13 protein-coding genes are annotated in these 19,436 nt (G+C 71.4%); 7 read left to right on the top strand and 6 right to left on the bottom strand.

The genetic code is table 11. The features are described from left to right. Entirely contained in the window at positions 1–1,728 is a 1,728-nt protein-coding gene (locus tag J8M51_RS24350; protein ID WP_086759295.1) for a PHP domain-containing protein, read from the bottom strand. Between the two features lie 265 nt (positions 1,729–1,993). On the opposite strand from J8M51_RS24350, the gene J8M51_RS24345 reads away from it, so the two are divergent. From J8M51_RS24345 to J8M51_RS24335, 3 genes are all read left to right on the top strand, one after another. After that, positions 1,994–3,313 carry a jacalin-like lectin gene (locus J8M51_RS24345; RefSeq protein ID WP_086759298.1) on the top strand — a complete coding sequence of 440 codons (1,320 nt, stop codon included), beginning with the start codon at positions 1,994–1,996 and terminating at the stop codon, positions 3,311–3,313. 140 nt (positions 3,314–3,453) lie between these two features. Next, positions 3,454–4,050 (top strand): TetR/AcrR family transcriptional regulator, encoded by a 597-nt coding sequence (locus J8M51_RS24340; protein WP_086764050.1) that lies wholly within the window; start codon positions 3,454–3,456, stop codon positions 4,048–4,050. 60 nt (positions 4,051–4,110) lie between these two features. Further along, positions 4,111–5,529: a hypothetical protein gene (locus J8M51_RS24335; RefSeq protein ID WP_086764048.1), complete on the top strand. Its 1,419-nt coding sequence runs from the start codon at positions 4,111–4,113 to the stop codon at positions 5,527–5,529. On the opposite strand, the gene J8M51_RS24330 is transcribed toward J8M51_RS24335, so the two are convergent. Next, complete coding sequence (locus J8M51_RS24330; protein ID WP_267299470.1) at positions 5,474–7,249, bottom strand: DUF2264 domain-containing protein; 1,776 nt, start codon at positions 7,247–7,249, stop codon at positions 5,474–5,476. The genes J8M51_RS24335 and J8M51_RS24330 overlap by 56 nt on opposite strands. 282 nt (positions 7,250–7,531) lie before the next feature. Next, the gene (locus tag J8M51_RS24325) at positions 7,532–8,578 is read right to left on the bottom strand and encodes a rhamnogalacturonan acetylesterase (RefSeq protein WP_086764475.1); all 1,047 of its coding nucleotides are present in this window, start codon (positions 8,576–8,578) and stop codon (positions 7,532–7,534) included. Positions 8,579–8,769: 191 nt separating this feature from the next. Here J8M51_RS24325 and J8M51_RS24320 point away from each other — a divergent pair, with 191 nt between their 5' ends. Beyond that, a complete protein-coding gene (locus J8M51_RS24320; protein WP_267299469.1) occupies positions 8,770–10,473 on the top strand; it encodes a rhamnogalacturonan lyase B N-terminal domain-containing protein in 1,704 nt (567 codons plus the stop codon). A 2-nt stretch (positions 10,474–10,475) separates the two neighbouring features. Here the strand turns inward: J8M51_RS24320 and J8M51_RS24315 are convergent, their stop codons facing one another. Both J8M51_RS24315 and J8M51_RS24310 read right to left on the bottom strand, forming a co-directional pair. Next, positions 10,476–11,888 carry an RICIN domain-containing protein gene (locus J8M51_RS24315; RefSeq protein ID WP_086759688.1) on the bottom strand — a complete coding sequence of 471 codons (1,413 nt, stop codon included), beginning with the start codon at positions 11,886–11,888 and terminating at the stop codon, positions 10,476–10,478. Between the two features lie 11 nt (positions 11,889–11,899). Beyond that, positions 11,900–12,991, bottom strand: coding sequence for a glycoside hydrolase family 43 protein (locus J8M51_RS24310; RefSeq protein ID WP_267299468.1), 1,092 nt, complete (start codon positions 12,989–12,991; stop codon positions 11,900–11,902). Positions 12,992–13,293: 302 nt separating this feature from the next. On the opposite strand from J8M51_RS24310, the gene J8M51_RS24305 reads away from it, so the two are divergent. Then, entirely contained in the window at positions 13,294–15,360 is a 2,067-nt protein-coding gene (locus J8M51_RS24305) for an autotransporter (RefSeq protein ID WP_398857395.1), read from the top strand. Between the two features lie 94 nt (positions 15,361–15,454). Here J8M51_RS24305 and J8M51_RS24300 read toward each other — a convergent pair whose 3' ends face one another. Beyond that, positions 15,455–16,921 (bottom strand): amino acid permease, encoded by a 1,467-nt coding sequence (locus tag J8M51_RS24300; RefSeq protein WP_086759238.1) that lies wholly within the window; start codon positions 16,919–16,921, stop codon positions 15,455–15,457. Between the two features lie 137 nt (positions 16,922–17,058). On the opposite strand from J8M51_RS24300, the gene mmuM reads away from it, so the two are divergent. Both mmuM and J8M51_RS24290 read left to right on the top strand, forming a co-directional pair. Next, positions 17,059–18,045 carry a homocysteine S-methyltransferase gene (gene mmuM / locus J8M51_RS24295; protein ID WP_086759240.1) on the top strand — a complete coding sequence of 329 codons (987 nt, stop codon included), beginning with the start codon at positions 17,059–17,061 and terminating at the stop codon, positions 18,043–18,045. A 253-nt stretch (positions 18,046–18,298) separates the two neighbouring features. Continuing rightward, positions 18,299–19,369, top strand: coding sequence for a LacI family DNA-binding transcriptional regulator (locus tag J8M51_RS24290; RefSeq protein ID WP_086759242.1), 1,071 nt, complete (start codon positions 18,299–18,301; stop codon positions 19,367–19,369). Positions 19,370–19,436 lie beyond the last annotated feature (67 nt).

Genomic DNA, 19,436 nt, shown 5'->3' with positions numbered 1-19,436 from the left:
TCACGAGGGCAGGACCCAGACCGGGTTGGAGTAGAACCACAGGTCGCGCCACGGGTCGGCGTCACCGACGACGTCGATGGCGGGACCGGCCGGGTCGACGGCCGCGCCCAGCGGGCCGACGGCCGAGCGGTTGCCGTCACTGCCGCGCAGCCGGACGTAGAGCGGGCGGTCGACGCTGCCGAGTTCGTAGGTGAGGCGGACCGTGCCGGTGGACTTGTTCACCTCGTACGACTTGACGACCTTGGCGGTGGGCGCGGTGAAGGTGTCCTTGTCTGCGGGCGTGCCGGTCACCTCGCCCCGGATGACGTCCACACGGGCCAACCGGGGGACGAATCCCGCCCAGTTGGGGCCGCCGGCCAGGGCCACGTCGACGGTCAGGGTGACCTTGGTGCCCTTCCTGACGTGCAGGGCGCCGCCCAGGGTGGCCCAGCGGCTGCCGCCGGAGACCCGGATGTCGAGGCCGCCGAGGAGCCCGCCGTGGTCGACCCAGATCCGGCCGGCGCGGATGCCGTCCATGACGGCGGCGTAGGAGAAGCCGTCGGCGCCGACATGGGTACGGCTGTACTGGCCGGGCCAGTAGTCGCCCTGGGTGAGGTCGATCTTTCCGCCGTGGACGGGGTCGGTGTGTTTGCCGTTGGCGGTGAAGTCGCTGTCCGGGCCGCCGCGTACGGCGGTGTCCGTGTACACCTGGTGGGAGTCGGAGTTGGCGGTGATCCACCAGGGCTTGCCCTCGGCGAGGAGGCTGTCCCACAGGCCGCCGACGGTGGCGGTCATCCAGTCGAAGCCGCCCCAGGTGCGGTAGCTCTCCAAGGGGTAGCCGGGAAAGGAGTTGGCGCTCGGGTTGTTGTCGTAGATGCCCCGGGCGCGGGCCATGCCGAGCGGCGCGGGGAGGCCGGCGGCCTGGTGGCCGGGGGCGCCCTCGAAGCCGACGGCGATCTGGCGGCCGGTGCCGTTGGCGTCGCGCCAGCCGCGGATCTCGTGCGGGGAGTCGACACCGCGCCGCGCCGGGTGGTTGGCGAGCATCAGGGCGTCCTTGACCCTGCGGCGGCGGACCTGGTCGCCGAGGAAGGCGAGGCCCGCGACCGCGAGGGCCTCGTTGGCGGGCGTGGAGTCGGAGGCGTTCTTCACGCTGCCGTCGTAGTCGGTCTCGAACTGCTTGAGGACGGCGACCTCGTTGCCGCCCGGGTGCACGAAGACCGTGCCGTGCTCGGCGCCCGGGATGTTCCACTCCAGGCCCTGGAAGACGAGCGTGTCCTCGTACGCGGCACGGGCCGCCTTGATGTCCGGGTTGACCTTCTCCACGCCGATCTTCGCGTGCGTCGCGCTGCCGTGGTCGGTGATGACCAGCCAGTCCATACCGTGCCTGGCGCCCTGCCGGACCTGGTCGACGACCCGGTACTTGCCGTCACTGCTGTACTGGGTGTGGATGTGGTGGTCACCGGCCAGCCACAGGAAACCGTCGCGGCGCCGCCCGCCGGAGGACGCGTACGCCGGGGCGGTCGCCGCCCCCTGGCCCAGGACGCTCGCGGCGGTCAGGCCCGCGCCCAGCAGTCCGGCGCGGCGCAGCAGGGAACGGCGCGAGCGCTGCTCGGGGTTCAGCTCCTCGTCGGGCACGGAGGCGTCGAACGCCGCGGGGAGTGCCGCCCCCGTGGGCCCGTGGTCATGCCCGTGACCAGGCCCGTGGTCGTGACCGTGACCGTGATGACCGTGCGCGTGCCCGTGCCCCATGAGAAACGCCTCCCGGTTGCCGCTGCCCTCGGCGGCTGCCTTCGCGGCGTGACCACGCCGCCTGTGGAGGATCGAGGGGGTACATGAACGCCGGACGATCAAGGCATGGCCGCCGGGTGCCATGGATACGGCGGATCACCACGTCCCTCACTGTTTCCCCAACTGGCCTTGCACGTCACACTGGTTGCCGTCGAACCTGAACACCGCTCATCTCCCCCACCCCCCTCCGGAGAGCCCCATGAGTCCTATGAACCCGACCCGTCCCATGAGACGCCTGCTCGGCACCCTCGCCGCCGGCGCGCTGGCCGTCACCGGTCTCGCCACCACCGGCGCGACACCCGCGGCCGCCGCCACCAGCGGCACGTTCAATGTGCTGACGTACAACGTCGCCGGCCTCCCGGAGCTGCTCAGCTCCGGGAACCCGGAGGTGAACACCCCGCTGATCTCGCCGCGACTCGGGGCGTACGACATCGTGAACGTCCAGGAGGACTTCAACTACCACGCGGCGCTGTACGCGGGCGACAACCACCCCCACCGCACGGCCACCAGCGGCGGGGTGCCCTTCGGCGACGGCCTCAACACCCTCTCGGACTACGCGTTCGAGGACTTCCAGCGGGTGAAGTGGAACGACTGCACCGGCACCAACTGCCTGACCCCGAAGGGCTTCTCGCTGGCCCGGGTGCGCCTGGACGAGGGTGTCTTCGTCGACCTCTACAACGTGCACACCAACGCCGACTCCGACGACGCGGCCCTCGCCGCCCGCCGCGCCAACGTCACCCAGCTCTCCGAGTTCATCAAGGCGAACTCGGCGGGCAACGCGGTGATCGTCATGGGGGACACCAACACCCGGTACACGCGCACCGGCGACAACATCCGCTCGCTCGTGTCGGAGAACGGTCTCACCGACCCGTGGGTGCAGCTGATCAAGGGCGGCGTCGCCCCGGCCCTGGGCGCGGACGCGCTGCTCTGCCCGACGACCGCGCCGACCAACGACTGCGAGGTCGTCGACAAGGTCTTCTACCGGGACAGCAACGTGGTCGACCTGACCGCGAACCGCTACAACAACGACTGGGCGAAATTCCTCGACTCGGCGGGCGGCAACCTCTCCGACCACTTCCCGCACGCGGTCGACTTCTCCTGGAAGCTCAACTCGGGTCTGCGGGCCAGTGACTTCTTCGGCGGCCCGCACGGCACCGCGTACACCGACGCCGACAACCTGCCGTCGACGGTCTCGCCCCGCACCCTGACCCTGCGCGGCGCCTCCCGCCTCGACGCGGTCTCGCTCACGCACGACGGCGGTACGACGCTGACCCACGGCGGTACGGGCGGCACGGCCACCTCCCTCACCCTGGCCTCCGGCGAACACCTCACCTCGGTGAAGCTCACGCAGGGTCAGAAGGACGGCCGTACCCGGATCTTCTCCGCCGCGTTCGGCACGGACAAGGGCCGCACCCTCGCCTCCGGCACGGCGACCTCGGAGACGAAGACCTTCACCGCCCCGTCGGGCTGGCAGATCGTGGGCTTCACCGGCCGCTCGGGCGACGAGATCGACAAGCTGGGCGTGCTGTACGCGCCGATCGGCTGAGGCCGGGGCTCGGCATCAGGCATCAGGCATCAGGCATCAGGCACTGGGCATGGGGCGTGGGGATACGGGGGGCGAGGGGGTAGGAGGGTCCAGGCAGTAGCCTAAGCCCCCTAGGAAACCGTCCTCCCAGAGGTACCCCCATGCCCCGTGCCGGCCTCACCCCCGACCGCATCACCGCAGCCGCCGCCGAACTCGCCGACGAGGTCGGCTTCGAGAACGTCTCGCTGTCCGCCCTGGCCCGCCGTTTCGGCGTCAAGGACGCGAGCCTGTACTCGCACGTCAGGAACCTCCAGGACCTGCGGGGACGGCTGGCGCTGCTCGCGGGCGGCGAGATGATCGACGGGATCGCGGCGGCCGTCGCCGGACGGGCCGGCCAGGACGCGCTGGCCGCGTTCGCCGGGGCCTACCGGGAGTACGCCCTGAGGCACCCCGGCCGGTACGCGGCCACACAGATCCCGGTCGACCGGATCCCGGTCACCGACTCCCCCGCGCTGCGCCGCACCACCGAGATCACCTACGGCATGCTCCGCGCGTACGGCCTCGACGAACCCGACCTCACCGACGCCGTACGCCTGCTGCGCAGCACGTTCCACGGTTTCTGCGCGCTGGAGGCGGGGGGCGGCTTCGGGGCTCCCCGGGACGTACGGAGGTCGTGGGACAAGGCCGTCGAGGCGCTGCATCTGGCGCTGACGCACTGGCCCCGGGCGGATGGGAACGGCCAGAGCACCACCTCTTGAGGTCTCAAACATTTTTCGCCCGTGCGGCAACCTTTCGCCCGCGCGCGGCGACCCCAGCACATGACCTCTGCAACACCCTCCCCCTCCGCCCCGTCCGCCCCGCCGAGACACCGTCGTCGCCACCTCGCGCGCAAGCCCGTCATCGGCTCGCTCGTGGCCGCGTCCGTGCTGGCGGGCGCCTGGTACGCGACGGCGGGGGCCGCGCCCTCGGCCCCCGCCGCGGCCGGTGATCTCCCCGTCACGAACACGACCGTGAGCCTCTCGGCGAAGTTCCCCTATCTCTCGGCGGGCTACAACAACGGCCGGGAGTGGACGCGGACGGCGACGGCCGTGGCGCCGAACGGCACGCTGCGGGTCGCCTGGCCCGCGTCGGACGGCATCCATGTCACCCCGCTCACGGCGGCCGGAAAGCGTTCGGGCGCCGACACGGTCGTCAAGGGCACCAAGGAGGTCGGGGGGCTCGTCGCGCACAACGACGGGTTCGCGCTGCTGACCCGGGTCGCCGACACCAACAAGTGGAAGGAGACGGCCGCCGCGCTGATCCGCTACCAGAACGGCAAGCAGACCTGGCGGACCAAGCTCACCGGCACCTCCTCGAACGACACGGCCCCGCTGCTCGACGGCCAGCTCGCCTGGAACGGCAAGAAGTACGGCGCCTACTTCGTCGTCCATGGCGCGGGCGGCTTCGCCGACGGCCATTTCGGCGACAAGCTCGCCTACGTCGGTTCCACCGGCAAGAAGCAGAGCGGCGGCTGGGGCTGGGGCTGCTCCCACAACGAGGGCATAGCCCTGCGCGCCGAGACCAGCGGGAACTTCACCTCCCTCTGCTTCGACGACTGGCGCTCGGGCCTCTTCGTCTCCACCGGCATAGCCGCCCCGGACAACGCGCCCGTCGTCCAGCGCGAGCAGTGCTGGGCCGGCTACTGCGGCGGCACCTTCGCGGGCCGCACCGGAGACCTCGTGAAGTCCTCCACCGGCCGCTACGCCACCGCGTTCGCCTCACGCGGCGCCGCCTCCGCCAAGAAGAACCCGGACGACTCCAGCGGGCGGGGCTGGACGGTCAAGCCGAGGACCAGCACCCACCAGGTCGCCCTCGCGTTCCTCAAGAACAGGAACACCCCCTCGGGCAAGCCGGTCTACCTCACCTCCGCCAAGGGCACCGAGCACGTCAACGTGCGCGTCGCCCCGTACGGCAAGAACCGGCTCCTCGTCTCCTACGAGACCCTGAAGAACGCCAAGTGCGCGAGCGGCACCTGCACCGGCACCTTCACGGGCACCCACGTCCGCCTCGTCGACTGGAACGGCAAGCTCCAGGGCGCCGACAAGGTCGTCAAGGCCCGGATCAGCGGTGACATCGCGGTCCTCAAGGACGGGACGCTGACCTGGGCGTACGCCGCCGTCACCCCGTCCTACACGACCCCGCTCAACGGGGCGTCACCGACCACGAAGACGCTGAAGGTCGCCCGTCTGACGCCGTGAACACGAAGTGAGCCCGCTCGCCCCCGGCCCAGGTGAGGTCCACCTCGTACGCTCCCCGCACCTCCACGGAGACCAGCTCCGGGAGGGGCGGGGCGTCGGGGTCGGCGGTGAGACGGGCGAGGGCGACGAAGAGGGTCGCGTCCGCGTCGGCCGTCTCACCGGTGAGGCCCGGACCGGTACCGGTGGAGGCGCCCGACAGGCCGTGCCCCGCGAGCAGCTCCGTGCGTACGCCCTCCGCGCCCGCCCACCCCGTGATCCGCACCGGCGTACCGGGGTCCGCGCCCGCGACCAGATGGGCCCGCACCTCCGCCGCGCCCCGGGCCACCACCAGGCTCGTGACCCGCACACCACCGTCGCCGGCCGTGTGCCGGGACGCGGCCCAGCCCTCCCCCACCCCGAGCGGCTCGATGTCCGTACGGCTCGCGTCGCCGCCGACGATCACGCTGTTGTCGTACGACGCCGGGGGCTCCGCGAGCGGCACCGGCTGCGTCACCGTCGAGTAGGCGAGCCGGGTGTAGAAGGGGTCGTAGCGGACGTCCTCGCTGCCGTGGTTGTGGAGGCGGACCAGGCCGTCCGAACTCGTGGACTGCAGCAGCCAGTTGGGCGGGCCGACGGGGCGCAGCCCGTCCGCCCGCTCTACCGGGCCCGGTTCCTCCGTCGCCGTCCACACCTCGTGGTCCGGGGGCAGCAGGAGGCCGAGGAAGCCCTTGCTGGCCCAGTACGGGGAGGCGGGGCCCGAATAGCCTTGCAGGACGGCGGAGTTCGGTCCGTGCCAGCCGAGCGACAGCAGGCCCCGCTCGTCCACCGCGCCCCGGTCGAGGAAGTACTTGAGCGCGCCGGACGCCAGCCGCCGTGTCTCGCCCGGCGACAGCGGCGTACGGCCGGTGAGGGCGCCCAGCCAGAGCGGGACGGTGGTCGCGAAGCGGTAGGTCAGGGAGCGGCCCTGGTGCAGGGGGGCGCCGTCGCCGCCGAACAGTCGGGCGTAGTCGGCGAGATGGGTGGAGAGGCGGTCGCCGTAGCGGGCGATGAGGTCGTCGTCCTTCGCGAGCCAGGCGTGCAGCACGGGGTAGAGGTGCATCGCCCAGCCGTTGTAGTAGTCGAACTTGCGGCCGTCGCCGTCGGTGTACCAGCCGTCGCCGAGGTACCACTGCTCGATGCGGTCGAGGCGGTGCTCGACGACCCGGCGCGCCAACTCCGGTTGGTGGCCGATCTCTTCGAGGAAGCCGCCGACCGTGACCGGGAACAACTCCCAGTTGCAGGGCCAGGGTTCGGCCGTGAGCGCGTCGCCGAGCCAGGCTGCCGCGCGCTGCTGGACCGTGTCGTCCAGGCGGTCCCAGAGCAGGTCCCGGGTCACGCGCAGCGCGAAGGCGATCGACGCGGCCTCGACGAGGGGCTGGCCGCGGTCCTCGATACGCGGCCAGACGCCCGCGACGCCCGCGGCGAGGCCGTCGGCGTAGCGGGCGAGCGACTTCTCGTCGCGGCGGAAGGCCGCGAGGAGCAGGGTCCTCGCGTAGCCCTCCAGGCCGTCGGATCGCCGGCCCGACCAGCTCGTGCGGTCGCCCGGGAGCTGGTAGAGGGCGCCGTCCGCCGTGGCGTACGGCTCCACGGCGGCCAGCAGCGCGTCGGCGGCGGCCTCCCAGTGGGCGCGGGTGTAGCCGGTGTGGGGGCTGAGGACGCGGTCCTCGGGAGGCGGGGAAGCCTGGGAGGGGTGGGAGGGCATTGGTGCGCTTTCTGGCTGGGAGGGTTCATTCAGGATGGGGGAGGGTGGGGTGCGTTGTCGGGTGCGGGTCCGGTGGGGGCTGGTCGCGCAGTTCCCCGCGCCCCTAAGAGACCAGGCCCCTGCGGGCCTGAAAAGCACGGGCGCAGCCCCTGCTTTTCAGGGGCGCGGGGAACTGCGCGAGAAGCTCCACCGGGCCGCACCCGCCGACACACCTCCACCCCCCACCCCCTCCCGCGCACAGGCCTGGGACGCCCCGGTTCCGGTCGGAGCGCCCCAGGAGTCTCATCCCACCCTGGTACGGCCCTCGGACACCAGCCCCTGGGCGACGAGTTCGTCCCGGACGAGACCGGCGTAGACCGTGGCCCCGCGCACCGACGTGTGCGTGTTGTCCCGCTTCTCGTTGTACAGGTACAGCGCCTTGGAGCCCTCCGTTCCCAGCGACTCCACCAGCGCCTTCGTCTTCGCGGTGAGGTCGACCAGCGGCACGCCCTGCGCCGCGGCGACCGCGCGCGTGACCGCCGGGTGGTCGACACCGAGCCCGTTGACCAGCAGCGCGGTGCCGTTGTTCAGGGTGCCGTCCGCGTTGAACCAGCGGCGCACGATCGGAGTGACGAGCACCGGCTTGCCGCCCCGCGCCCGCACCCCCGCGACCAGCGTCTCCAGATTGCCCCGGTACGTGGCCTCGTCGGTCTGCTTGTCGTTGTGGGCGAGCTGGATCAGGACCAGGTCGCCGCGCCGGATCTTCGGCTGGACCGTGCCCCACAGCCGGGAGTCGGCGAGGTAGGACACCGTGCTCTCGCCGGAGTCGGCGTGGTTGGCGACCGAGAGCCCCTTGCGGAGGTACCGCGGGAGCTGCTGCCCCCAGCCGGAGTAGGGGTCGCCGGGCTGGTCGCAGACCGTGGAGTCGCCGACGAGGAGGATCTGCCGGGCCCGCTTCGCGGGAGTCACCCGGATGTCGGCGAGGGCGGGAGCCGCGCCGCCGATCACGAGGTCCAGGCCGGGCGTGCCGTCCGCGCCGGTCGGCTCGCCCTCCGGGGTGCGGACATCGACGGTGAAGCTGCGGACGGCGGGCCGCCCGGCCTCCGTGGCCGTCTCCGCGAGGAGCGTGCGGCGCGTCTCACCGGTGACGCCCGTGCTCGCCGCCGTCTCGCCGCCGAGGCGGACCGTGACGTCGTACGTGCCGGCCGGGACGTCGAAGTGGCAGGCGTTGTCGGCGCAGTTCTCCAGTCCGAGCGCGGGGCGGCCCCGGTGTGCCTCGGCCGGTACGGCGGTGAGGACGGTGCCCAGGGTCGTCGCCACCGTCAGCACGGCGATGGTGAAACGTCTCATTGCGGCTCCTCACGAGGAAGACAAGACCCGGCGGATGGACGGTACATCGTCGGACAAGCGCTTTCTAGATGTCAGGCATTTTTCACACAACTGCCAACTTCCTTTGCGCGAAAGCCCTTTCGCAAAAACGATTCAACTGTCACTCTTCCGAATCACCCGCACTCCCCCCACATCACCCGAGGAGGACCCCCATGTCCGAATCCACCGACAGACCCCCGGCCACCCCCGGACTGGACCGCCGCCGCTTCGTCGTCGGCACCGCCGCCACCGCCGCCACGGTCACCGGGGCCGCGCTCGCCGGACCGCTGGCCGGCACCGCCCGTGCCGCGGCCTTCGGCTGGACCGACGACGGCACCCACTACGTCGTCGACACCGGCGCCGACCTCGTGTTCAAGGTCCGCAAGAGCAACGGCGACCTGTCCTCGCTCGTCCACCGGGGCACGGAGTACCAGGGCTACGGCGGTATGAACTCGCACATCGAGTCCGGTCTCGGCAGCTCCACGGTCACCGTCCGCCAGTCCGGCTCGACGATCCTCGTCTCCGTCACCTACGGCACGCTCAGGCACTACTACGCGGCCCGCAGCGGCGAGAACAACATCTACGTGTGGACCAACAAGGCCGACACCTCGGTCTCGGCGACCCGGTTCATCCTGCGTGTCAGGGCGGGCCTGTTCCTCAACGACGAGCCCGACTCGTACACCTACGCGCCCACCACCGTCGAGGCCTCGGACGTCTTCGCGAAGTCCGACGGCCAGACCCGCTCCAAGCACTACTCGAAACTGCGGGTGATGGACTACAACTACGTCGGCTGGACGACGGGCTCCGTGGGTCTGTATGTCGTCCGCTCCAACCACGAGAAGGCCTCCGGCGGCCCCTTCTACCGCTCGCTGCTGCGCCACCAGAGCGCGGACGGCGGCGGCCTGTACGAGATCCTGTACTACGGCCAGAACCAGACCGAGGAGCAGCGGTTCGGCCTCCAGGGGCCGTACGTCATCGCCTTCACGGACGGCGGGGCGCCCTCCTCGTCGCTGTTCCCGGGCACCCTGACCACGTCGTGGGCGGACTCGCTCGGCCTGGCCGGATACGTGGCCGCGGGTGGCCGGGGCCGGGTGGCGGGCGTCGGCATCACCGGCCGGAACACGGCGCACGCGTACACGGTCGGGCTCGCCAACTCCGCCGCCCAGTACTGGGGCCCGGCGCGGGCGTCGGACGGCCACTACTCCATCTCCGGGGTGCTGCCGGGCACGTACACGCTCACCGTCTTCAAGGGCGAGCTGGCGGTGTACACGACCTCGGTGACGGTCACGGCGGGCGGGACGACGGCGCTGAACTCGATCGCGATCCCGTCCACCAACGATCCGTCGAACGCGTCCGCGATCTGGCGGATCAACGACTGGAACGGCACCCCGGGCGGCTTCAAGAACGCCGACCTGATGACGTACGCGCATCCGTCGGACGTCCGGGCCGCCGCCTGGACCGGCAATGTGGTGATCGGCAGCGGGACCGAGACGTCGGCCTTCCCCTGCTACCTCTGGAAGGACGTGAACAGCGGTCTCCTCGTCTACTTCCGGCTGACCGCCGCGCAGGCCGCCGCCGCCCACACCCTGCGCATCGGGGTGACGACGGCCTACGCCAACGGCCGGCCCCAGGTCGTCGTCAACGACACCTGGACCTCGGCCATCCCCTCCCCGCCCACCCAGCCGAACACGCGCTCACTGACGAACGGGTCCTACCGGGGCAACAACCACACGTTCACCTACAGCGTCCCGGCGTCCGCCTGGCGGACGGACACGAGTCAGTACAACGTGCTGAAGATCAACGTGGTGAGCGGGTCGGGGACGACCTCCTACCTCAGTGCGGGCACGGCGATCGACGCGATCGATCTACTCGCCTGAGGTCAACTGCCGCGCGTCCACTGCTGATTCGTACCGCCGTTGCACGTGTACGTGATGAGGGCGGCACCGTCGGCGGTGGACGCGCCGTTGACGTCCAGGCACTCGCCGGTCGCGCGGGACTTGACGTTCACATAGGAGCCGGTGGTGGTGAGCGAGAACTGCTGGGCGGTGTTCGAGGAGTTGCAGGTCTCCTGGGTGACCGTGTTGGCGTTCTCCTGGAGGCACAGCGAGCTGTGACGGGTGGTCAGCTGGTAGTAGCCGCTGCCGACGGACTTGAACCAGTACTTCTGGTTGTTGCCGCTGTTGCAGGTGTACTGCTTGATCTGGGCGCCCGCCCACTGCGACTGACTCGTGACATCGGCGCACTTGGAGGAGTGGCGGGCGATCAGCGTGTTGTAGGTGGCGCTGGTGCCGGTGAGCGTGCCGGTGGCCGTGTCGACGGTGATCTCCGGGGACCAGGACATGGACATCGTGGTGGAGGTGGGGAAGGTCAGCGGCAGCCAGACGTAGCGGGAGTCGTTGACCGTGCCGCCGAAGGAGTTGCCCCAGCGGTCGCCCAGGTAGAGGTAGGAGGTCGTGGACGTGCCCTGCACGGGCAGCACGTACGCGGTCTGCGAGCCGAAGGTGGTGGAGTCGCCGACGTTGGCCATGGCGGTCCAGGGGCCCGCGATGCTGGTGGCGGTGGCGTACTGCTGCTGGTTGGGGTTCCAGCCGGTGGCGCCCGAGGTGAGCATGAAGTAGACGCCGCCCCGCTTGAACAGGGCCGGGGCCTCGCGGTGGCCGCCGTGCCAGGGGTCGGCGACGAGGGCGGCGATACCGGTGTAGTCGGCGGTGAGCCGGTAGATCTGGAGGTCGTAGTTCTCACGGGCCGCCGAGATCATGTAGCCGGTGCCGTCGGTGTCCACGAACGTGGTGATGTCACGGGACATATGGGTGCCGAGGGGCCGGAAGCTGCCCTGCCAGGTGTAGTTCCCGTCGACGGTGTCGGAGACGGCGACGGCCGCGCGGGCCTCGCTGTAGTCGACGCCGTTCTCCTTGTGCATCCACATCACGAACTTGCCGGTGGCCGCGTTGTACATGACCTTCGGCCGCTCGATGTTGGCGGTCGCCAGCTCGGGGGCGGTGGCCTCGGTCAGGACGTGGTTGCGGAACTCCCAGTTCTTGAGGTCCGTGGAGCGGTAGGCCGAGACGTACCGGAAGGTGTTGTCGGTGTTGCGGTTCTCGCCGAACCAGTAGTAGTACGAGCCGACCTTGATGACGCCGCCGCCGTGGGCGTGCAGGGGGTTGCCGCCGCTGTCGGTGAACTGGGTGCCGTTGGGGACGGTCTGTGGTGCCGCCTGGGCGGGACCGGCGGTGACGAGGGCGCCGGCCAGCGCCAGACAGAGCGCGAGGAGCATCGCGTACGCACGTCTCATCTCAGCTCTCCTTACCGGGTGTTCGAGGTGCTCGGAGCGTTCGGGGCGGGGGTGTCGGCGACGGGGACGCCGAAGTCGGGGGTGCCGTCGGGCTTCCAGCCGAGGCGCTGGATCCGGGTGTGGCGGTTGGGGTCGTTCAAGGGGTCGCCGACGATGTCCTTGTACTGGCGGGCGTGGTAGACGAGGACATCGGTGCAGCCGTCCTCGGCGACGGTGAAGCTGTTGTGGCCCGGCCCGTACTGCTGGGTGGTGTCGTTGCTGGTGAAGACCGGGGTCGGGGACTTCGACCAGTTGGCGGGGTCCATCAGGTCGGCGTCCGCGTCGATGGTCAGCAGGCCCATGCAGTAGTTGAAGTCGGTGGCGCTCGCCGAGTAGGTCATGAAGAGCCGGCCGTCGCGCTTGATGACCGACGGCCCCTCGTTGACCTTGAAGCCGATGACCTCCCAGTCCAACTCCGGTGTTGTAAGCCGTACTTGAGGACCCGTCAGGGTCAGCGGGTCGGCCATCCTCGAGAGCCAGACGGCGGTGTTGTTGTTCATCCCGGGCTCGTGCTGGGCCCAGGCGAGATAGCGGGAGCCCCGGTGGGTGAAGGTGGTGGCGTCCAGGGAGAAGGTCTCCCAGGCCGTCTTCAGCTGGCCGCGCTCGACCCAGGTGCCCTTGAACGGGTCGCGGTGGGAGTTCTCCAGGACCCAGATCCGGATCGCCCAGATGTCCTCGGCGGGCGCGGAGGCGAAGTAGATGTACCACTTGCCGTCGATGCGGTGGATCTCGGGCGCCCAGATGTGCGCGCCCATCACGCCCGTGGCGTGCTTGCGCCAGATCACGGACTCGGCGGCCGTCGACAGCCCGCGCAGGGTGCGGGACCGGCGCAGGATGATCCGGTCGTACTCGGGCGCGGTCGCCGTGAAGTAGTAGAAGCCGTCGGTGTGCCGGTTGATGTGGGGGTCGGCGCGGTTGCGGACCAGCGGGTTGACGAAGGGCGGCCGGGAACCGGCGGCGTGCGCGGCGGTCGCGGGGATCGCCGTGAGGGCGCCGGCGGCCAGGGCGCCCTTCAGGAGCAGCCGTCGGTTCGGGGGGTCGGGGCGTTCGTGCTCGCGGCTCATGCGCTCTGCCTCTCTGCAGGTTTCTGCACGTGGGGGGAGGTGGGGGGAACAAAAGGAAACAGAATCGTTCGACATTTCGCACAAGATCAGTCATTCCGAACGGCGAAAAGGTAAGGGCGTGTTACGTCGAGGTCAACGGGTCGGGCGGAACGAACACAAGCTCACAGGAACGAACCGATACACCGAAGCCGGACTTCGCGAAGTTTCTGTTATCGCGGTGAGCACCGGACCGTCTCCCGTCCGTGCGCACCTCTCTCCACAAGACAGCGTCGGCCGCCGGAGCCCTGGCGGTCACCGCCCTGATGCTCGGCGCCCTGACCGCGACCGCCGCCGGACCCCGCGACGCGACCGCCGATGTCCTCGCCGGGCGGAACATCACGCTCACCGGGGACACGGTGGTGACCGTGCCGCCCGGGACGACCACGTACGACGGTGTGTTCAGCGGCACCGGCACGCTCACCGTGCGCGGCACCGGGACGCTGATCCTCACCAGGGACAGCGACTTCACCCTGCCGAAGTCCCGGCAGCGGCAGAGCGTGCACAAGCTCGGCGGCAACCACCCGTACGTCACCGTCACCCGCCCGGACCCGCCCGCCGTGACCGTCGCCGCGGGCGCGACCCTCCAGTACGGGAACAGCGGCTCGACCGGCGTGATCGGCCACTACCCGTACGACACCCCGGCGTTCCGGCTCAACCAGAACAACATCCGGGTCGACGGCACCCTGCGGCTCGCCCTGAAGGACGTCGCGTACAACCTGGGGACCATCAGCGGCTCCGGCCTGGTCAGCCAGCCGAGGTTCCTGTGGGCCACCTGGGACCTGTCGGGCACCCATCCCTTCACCGGGGTCATCGACAACGGCACACAGGTGAACGCCGGACGCCCGGAGTTCGCGACCGCCCTGCCGAACGCCCGCAAGGTCCTCAACCAGGGCACCTGGACCGTGGACACCCCGCTGGGACAGACCGTCACCCAGGGCATGGACTTCTACCAGCGCGAGTACGGCAGCGACATCAACGTCCAGTCGCGGCCGGGCGGCAAGGTGATCCTCACCGGCCAGTACAGCTGGTCGGACCGGGGCGGCGACACCAACCCCTCGCTCAGCGACCCCGCCCTCAACTGGACGCCCGCACGCAAGAACGTCAACAAGCGCGGCACCAACATCAAGGGCGCGAACGTCCAGTGGGGCGACGGGACGACGGACAAGATCTTCATGCCGGGCACGGCCGAGACGGTGTACATCAACCTCCTCGCCGCGCGCTCCCGTTCGCTGCTCACCTTCGACTACGACGGGCCCGTCACCCTGGGCGCCCCCATCGGCGGCGGCCGCTACCACGACACGCTCTCCGCGCCCGGCGCCGGGGACATCGTCATCGCCGGGACCAGGGGCAACGACGTCACCTTCGCCGCCGTCCAGTACTACGACGGCTCGACCACGGTCGAGAAGGGCGCGGTGCTGCGGCTGGGCAGCGGCAGGTCCGGGGGCGACGGCGGGCTCTACACCAAGGGCGCCCTCTCCAAGGTGGTGAACAACGGTTCGCTGATCGTGCGCAACGTCTCGAAGCCGGTGACGCTGTCACGGGTCGGCGGCAGCGGCTCGCTCACCCAGTCGGGCAAGGCCACCACGACCCTGACGGGCGGCGGGGTGACCTACACCGGGGCCACGACCGTCACCAAGGGCACGCTGGCCCTCCGCTCCGGGGCGACACTCGCCCGCAGCAGGACCGTCCGGCTCACCACCGCCGGGGCGAGGCTCGACGTGGGCCCGGCCGGGCTCAAGGTGACCAGGTCGCTGTCCGGCAAGGGCACGGTGAAGGGCGCGGTGACCAACGACGGCGTGGTCGTGGCCGGGCTCACCGTCACCGGCGGCTACACCCAGACGAAGAAGGGTCGACTGGTGCTGCGGGAGCGGCCGTTGAAGGTGTCCGGGACGGTGCGGCTGGCCGGTGGGCTGGACTTCGCGGCCCTGGCCGCCGTCGGCGGACCCGGCGAGCGCGTCACCGTGCTCGACCATCGCGGCAGGGGCGCCACCACCGGGACGTTCACCGGGCTGCGCGAGGGCGCCCGGGTGAAACTCGCCGGGAACACCTACCGGATCACCTACCAGGGCGGCGACGGCAACGACGTCGTCCTGACCGCCGCGAGGACGAGCCCGTCGCCCTCCGTGAAGGGCGCCGCGGGCGCCGGTACCGACGCCGGCTCCGGCGCCCAGGACCCCCGTACGCGGAACGCGAGCGCCTCCGCCGACAGCGGCCTCGGCTGGTGGCCGTACGCCCTCGCCCTCGGCGGGCTGTCCGGACTGCTGGTGCCGGTGACCCGGCGCCGCAGGAACAACCGGCGCGGGGGCGGTCGGCACGCGGCCACGGGCTGAGCCGCGCGTCCCACGGAGGGACCGAGCGGAACTCGCGCCGGAAGGGGGACGGTCGCCGTACGGGGGTCGGCGGCCGTCCGCCCGTCGCGCGCGCCTACGCGACGACGTCCGCATCCGCCTCGGCGGCGGCGACCTCCGGCTCCTCGGCCCCTTCCTGCCGCCCCCGCAGCCACACGTACACCGGGATGCCCGCGAAGAGGAACAGGGCGCCCTGGTAGACGGCCGCGTAGCCCGCGCCGGCGATCAGCCAGAAGGAGAAGGCGAAGGAGAGGCCGGCGACGATCAGGTCGCGGACGAGGCCGGCGGGGCGGACGCGCTCGCGGGTGCCGCGGGCCAGCCAGTACAGCTGGGCGGCGGCGGAGAGCAGGTAGGGGACGCAGCCGGTGAACGTGGTGATGAGGACGAGGACACGGAACGCGGTGTCCGGGTCGTCCGCGTAGTTCACGACGATCAGGAGCGTGCCGAGGACGGCAGTGGCGAGGACACCGAAGCCGGGGACACCGCCCTTGCCGACACGGGCGAACGGCTTCGGGAAGAGGCCGTCGCGGGCGGCGGCGTACGGCATCTGGGCGCTGAGCAGGACCCAGCCGTTGAGGCAGCCGACGATCGAGGCGACCGCGACCAGGGCGATCACCGTGCCGCCCCAGCTGCCGCCCGCGATCGAGTTCACGGCGTCGGCGAAGGGCGCCCCGGACTCGACGAGTTCCTTGTGCGGGACCAGGCCGAACACGGCGACCGTACCGAGGATGTAGACCAGCGCGGAGGCGAGCGTGCCGAGGACGCTGGCCCGGCCCACGGTGCGCTCGGGGTCCTTGACCTCGCCGGCGCTGACGGCGGCCGACTCGACGCCGAGGAAGCTGTAGAGGAGAAGGGCCGCGGCGGCGGCGATCGCGCCCGGGGTGCTCTCGCCGGAGGCGTTGAACGGGCCGTAGTTGTCGAGGTCGACGAAGAACAGACCGATGGTGGCGACCAGCAGCAGCGGCACGAACTTCAGCACCGTGGAGACGATCTGCACGGCGCCCACATAGCGGGTGCCCGCGAAGTTCGCGGCGGCCGGCAGCCACAGGGCGGCCAGGGCCACCAGCGCGAGGACGGCCTTGCTGTCGCCGAGGGGTATCAGCACGTCGACATAGCCGACGACACCGACGGCGAGCGCGGCGATGCTGACCCAGCACATCGTCCAGTACGACCAGGCCGACAGGAAGCCCGCGAACGGGCCGAAGGCGTCGCGCGGGTAGACGTACAGGCCGCCGGTGACCGGGCTGCGCCGGGCCAGCTTCCCGAAGAGCAGCGCGAGCAGGACGGCGGCCACGGAGAGGACGACGAAGGCGACCAGGCTGACCGTGCCGTACGGGGCGACGGCGGCGGGGAGGGTGAAGATACCGCCGCCGATGATGTTGCCCATGACGAGGGCGGTCGCCGCGGCGAGACCGAACTTGCGGCCCGGGGCGGGGGCGCCCGGAGCGACGGCGCCCGCGCCGGCGCTCGTGCTCGTCTTCGCGTCGGCCTCGGCCGCCGGGGTCGGTTCGGGCTCGGTGGCCTCGGGGGTGCTGGTGGTCATGGCGGTTCCCGGGGGATGGGGAGGGGTGGGGACGGGGAGGGCGTGATCGTACCGCCGCGTTCCACATGATGGGCAATCTGTTCACGGGCTGGACACAATCGGGTGCCCACCCGGGTGGCTGGACTACCGTCGTCGGCATGACCAGCAACGCACCCGGCGCCCTCCCGCACCTCCCCGGCCCGCCCATCAGCCCCTTCGCCGCGGCCCTCGCCGCCGAGGTCCTCGTCCTCGACGGCGGTATGTCCAACCAGCTGCACGCGGCCGGGCACGACCTGAGCGACGAACTCTGGTCCGCGCGGCTGCTCGTGGAGCACCCGGAGGCGATCACCGAGGCGCACCTCGCCTACTACGAGGCGGGCGCGAGCGTGGCGATCACCGCCAGCTACCAGGCCACCTTCGAGGGCTTCGGCAAGCGCGGCATCCCGCACGAGCGGTCGGCCGAACTCATGGCCCTGAGCGTGGAGCTGGCCGTGGACGCGGCGGTCGAGGCCGGGGCGAAGAGCGGCGCGCCCGGCGGCGGCGCGCAGGACGGCACGCGCCCGCTGCTGGTGGCCGCCTCGGTCGGCCCGTACGGGGCGATGCTCGCGGACGGCTCCGAGTACCGGGGCCGGTACGGACTGAGCGTGGCCGAACTGGAACGGTTCCACCGCCCCCGTCTGGAGGTGCTGGCCGCCGCCCGCCCCGACGTCCTGGCCCTGGAGACCATCCCGGACACCGACGAGGCGGAGGCGCTGCTGCGGGCGATCCGCGGACTGGACGTGCCCGCCTGGCTGTCCTACACCGTGGCCGGTGACCGCACCCGCGCCGGTCAGCCGCTGGAGGAGGCCTTCGCGCTCGCCGCCGACGCCGAGGAGGTCGTCGCCGTCGGGGTGAACTGCTGCTCGCCCGACGACGTGGACGGCGCGATCGAGACGGCCGTCCGGGTCACCGGCAAACCGGTCGTCGTCTATCCGAACAGCGGCGAGGTCTGGGACGCCACCGCACGGGCCTGGACCGGGCGGTCGACGTTCACCACCGCACAGGTGGAGGCGTGGCGGACGGCCGGGGCCCGGCTGATCGGCGGCTGCTGCCGGGTCGGGCCCGAGGCGATCGCGGCCATCGCCAGGGCCTGTGTGGGGTTGTGATCTGGATCAGGGAGCGGGGCGTGGTGCGTGCGATCGCAAGGCGCCGGAAGGCCCTCGTAGCGGAGCTACTAGGGCATTTCGGCAACGCGGCGAGCGTGCGTGCCACGCCCCGCGAGCCCAGATCACAACCCCACACAGGCCCGAGGGCACTGGGCTGACCGGCGGGGGGTCATCCACGGCTCTCCCGCTGCTAGCCTCCGTTCGTCGGTAACCGGTTACCGACGTGGTGCCGAGAGGCGGGGCGGAGCGGGGCATGACGAGGAAGAGCGCCGAAGGCGGGGGCCGCACCACGATCCGGGACGTCGCGGCGCGGGCCGGGGTCTCGGCGGCGACGGTGTCACGGGTGCTCGGCGGGGTGTACCCGGTGAGCGCGGCGACCCGTACGCAGGTCCTGCGGGTCGTCCGGGAACTGGACTACGTCGCCGACGCCCGCGCCAAGGCGATCGCCGGCGCCGGCACCCCCACCCTCGGCTTCGTCCTCGACGACATCACCGGCCCGTCGTTCGCGCTGATGGCCCACGGTGTGGAGCGGGAGGCGACCCGGCTCGGGCATCTGTGCCTGGTGTGCAGCACCGACGGTGACGCGGCGCACGAGTCGGACTTCATCGAGACGATGCGGGCGCAGCGGGCCGCCGCGGTCATCCTCGTCGGCGGCGGCGCGGACACCCCCGAGTACCGCTCGCGCACCGCGCGGTTCGCCGACGCGCTGGCGGCGGCCGGGTCCCGGCTCGTGCTGTGCGGACGGCCGCCGCTCGATCCGGGGGCACCGGTCACGGTCATCGAGTACGACAACGAGGGCGGCGCGTACGCCCTGTGCGCGCATGTCCTGTCCCGGGGCCACCGGCGGATCCTCTTCCTCGGCGGCGAGCCGGAGCACACCACGGCGCAGGGGCGTGAGCGCGGGTATCTGGCGGCCCATCACGCGCGGGGGGTCGAGGCGGACCCCGCGCTGCGGCTGGCCGGGGACTTCACCCGGGACTCCGGATACCGGTCGATGCGGCGGGCGTTGGAGACGGGGCTCGACTTCACGGCGGTGATGGCGGCGACGGACATGGTCGCGGCGGGGGCACTGACCGCGCTGCGTGAGGCGGGGTTGTCGGTGCCGGAGGACGTGTCGCTGGTGGGGTACGACGACATTCCGTTCGCGCGGGATCTGTGGCCGCCGCTGACGACCGTGCGGGTGCCGTACGAGGAGTTGGGGCGGCTGGCGGTGCGGACGGCACTGCGCTCCGCTGGAGTGGGGGACGAGCACCTGTTGCTGGGGACGCATGTGGTGGTGCGGGGGTCTGTGGGGGTGGTCGGCGGAGTCGCGTCTGCCGGGTGAGGTGAGGGCCGGGTGCGGGTGCGTCGGGGCTGATCGCGCCCACGCGGCGGAGCCGCATATCGACACA

Source organism: Streptomyces griseiscabiei, from assembly GCF_020010925.1.
Lineage (GTDB): Bacteria > Actinomycetota > Actinomycetes > Streptomycetales > Streptomycetaceae > Streptomyces > Streptomyces griseiscabiei.
The sequence above is the reverse complement of the archived record's forward strand: the minus strand, read 5'-3'. Positions and strand labels throughout refer to the sequence as shown.

Bases quoted from the DNA above. Each gene is read 5' to 3' on its own strand.
- J8M51_RS24350 (WP_086759295.1), bottom strand. From the start codon at position 1,728: ATGGGGCACGGGCACGCGCACGGTCATCACGGTCACGGTCACGACCAC.
- J8M51_RS24345 (WP_086759298.1), top strand. From the start codon at position 1,994: ATGAGACGCCTGCTCGGCACCCTCGCCGCCGGCGCGCTGGCCGTCACC.
- J8M51_RS24340 (WP_086764050.1), top strand. From the start codon at position 3,454: ATGCCCCGTGCCGGCCTCACCCCCGACCGCATCACCGCAGCCGCCGCC.
- J8M51_RS24335 (WP_086764048.1), top strand. From the start codon at position 4,111: ATGACCTCTGCAACACCCTCCCCCTCCGCCCCGTCCGCCCCGCCGAGA.
- J8M51_RS24330 (WP_267299470.1), bottom strand. From the start codon at position 7,249: ATGCCCTCCCACCCCTCCCAGGCTTCCCCGCCTCCCGAGGACCGCGTC.
- J8M51_RS24325 (WP_086764475.1), bottom strand. From the start codon at position 8,578: ATGAGACGTTTCACCATCGCCGTGCTGACGGTGGCGACGACCCTGGGC.
- J8M51_RS24320 (WP_267299469.1), top strand. From the start codon at position 8,770: ATGTCCGAATCCACCGACAGACCCCCGGCCACCCCCGGACTGGACCGC.
- J8M51_RS24315 (WP_086759688.1), bottom strand. From the start codon at position 11,888: ATGAGACGTGCGTACGCGATGCTCCTCGCGCTCTGTCTGGCGCTGGCC.
- J8M51_RS24310 (WP_267299468.1), bottom strand. From the start codon at position 12,991: ATGAGCCGCGAGCACGAACGCCCCGACCCCCCGAACCGACGGCTGCTC.
- J8M51_RS24305 (WP_398857395.1), top strand. From the start codon at position 13,294: ATGCTCGGCGCCCTGACCGCGACCGCCGCCGGACCCCGCGACGCGACC.
- J8M51_RS24300 (WP_086759238.1), bottom strand. From the start codon at position 16,921: ATGACCACCAGCACCCCCGAGGCCACCGAGCCCGAACCGACCCCGGCG.
- mmuM (WP_086759240.1), top strand. From the start codon at position 17,059: ATGACCAGCAACGCACCCGGCGCCCTCCCGCACCTCCCCGGCCCGCCC.
- J8M51_RS24290 (WP_086759242.1), top strand. From the start codon at position 18,299: ATGACGAGGAAGAGCGCCGAAGGCGGGGGCCGCACCACGATCCGGGAC.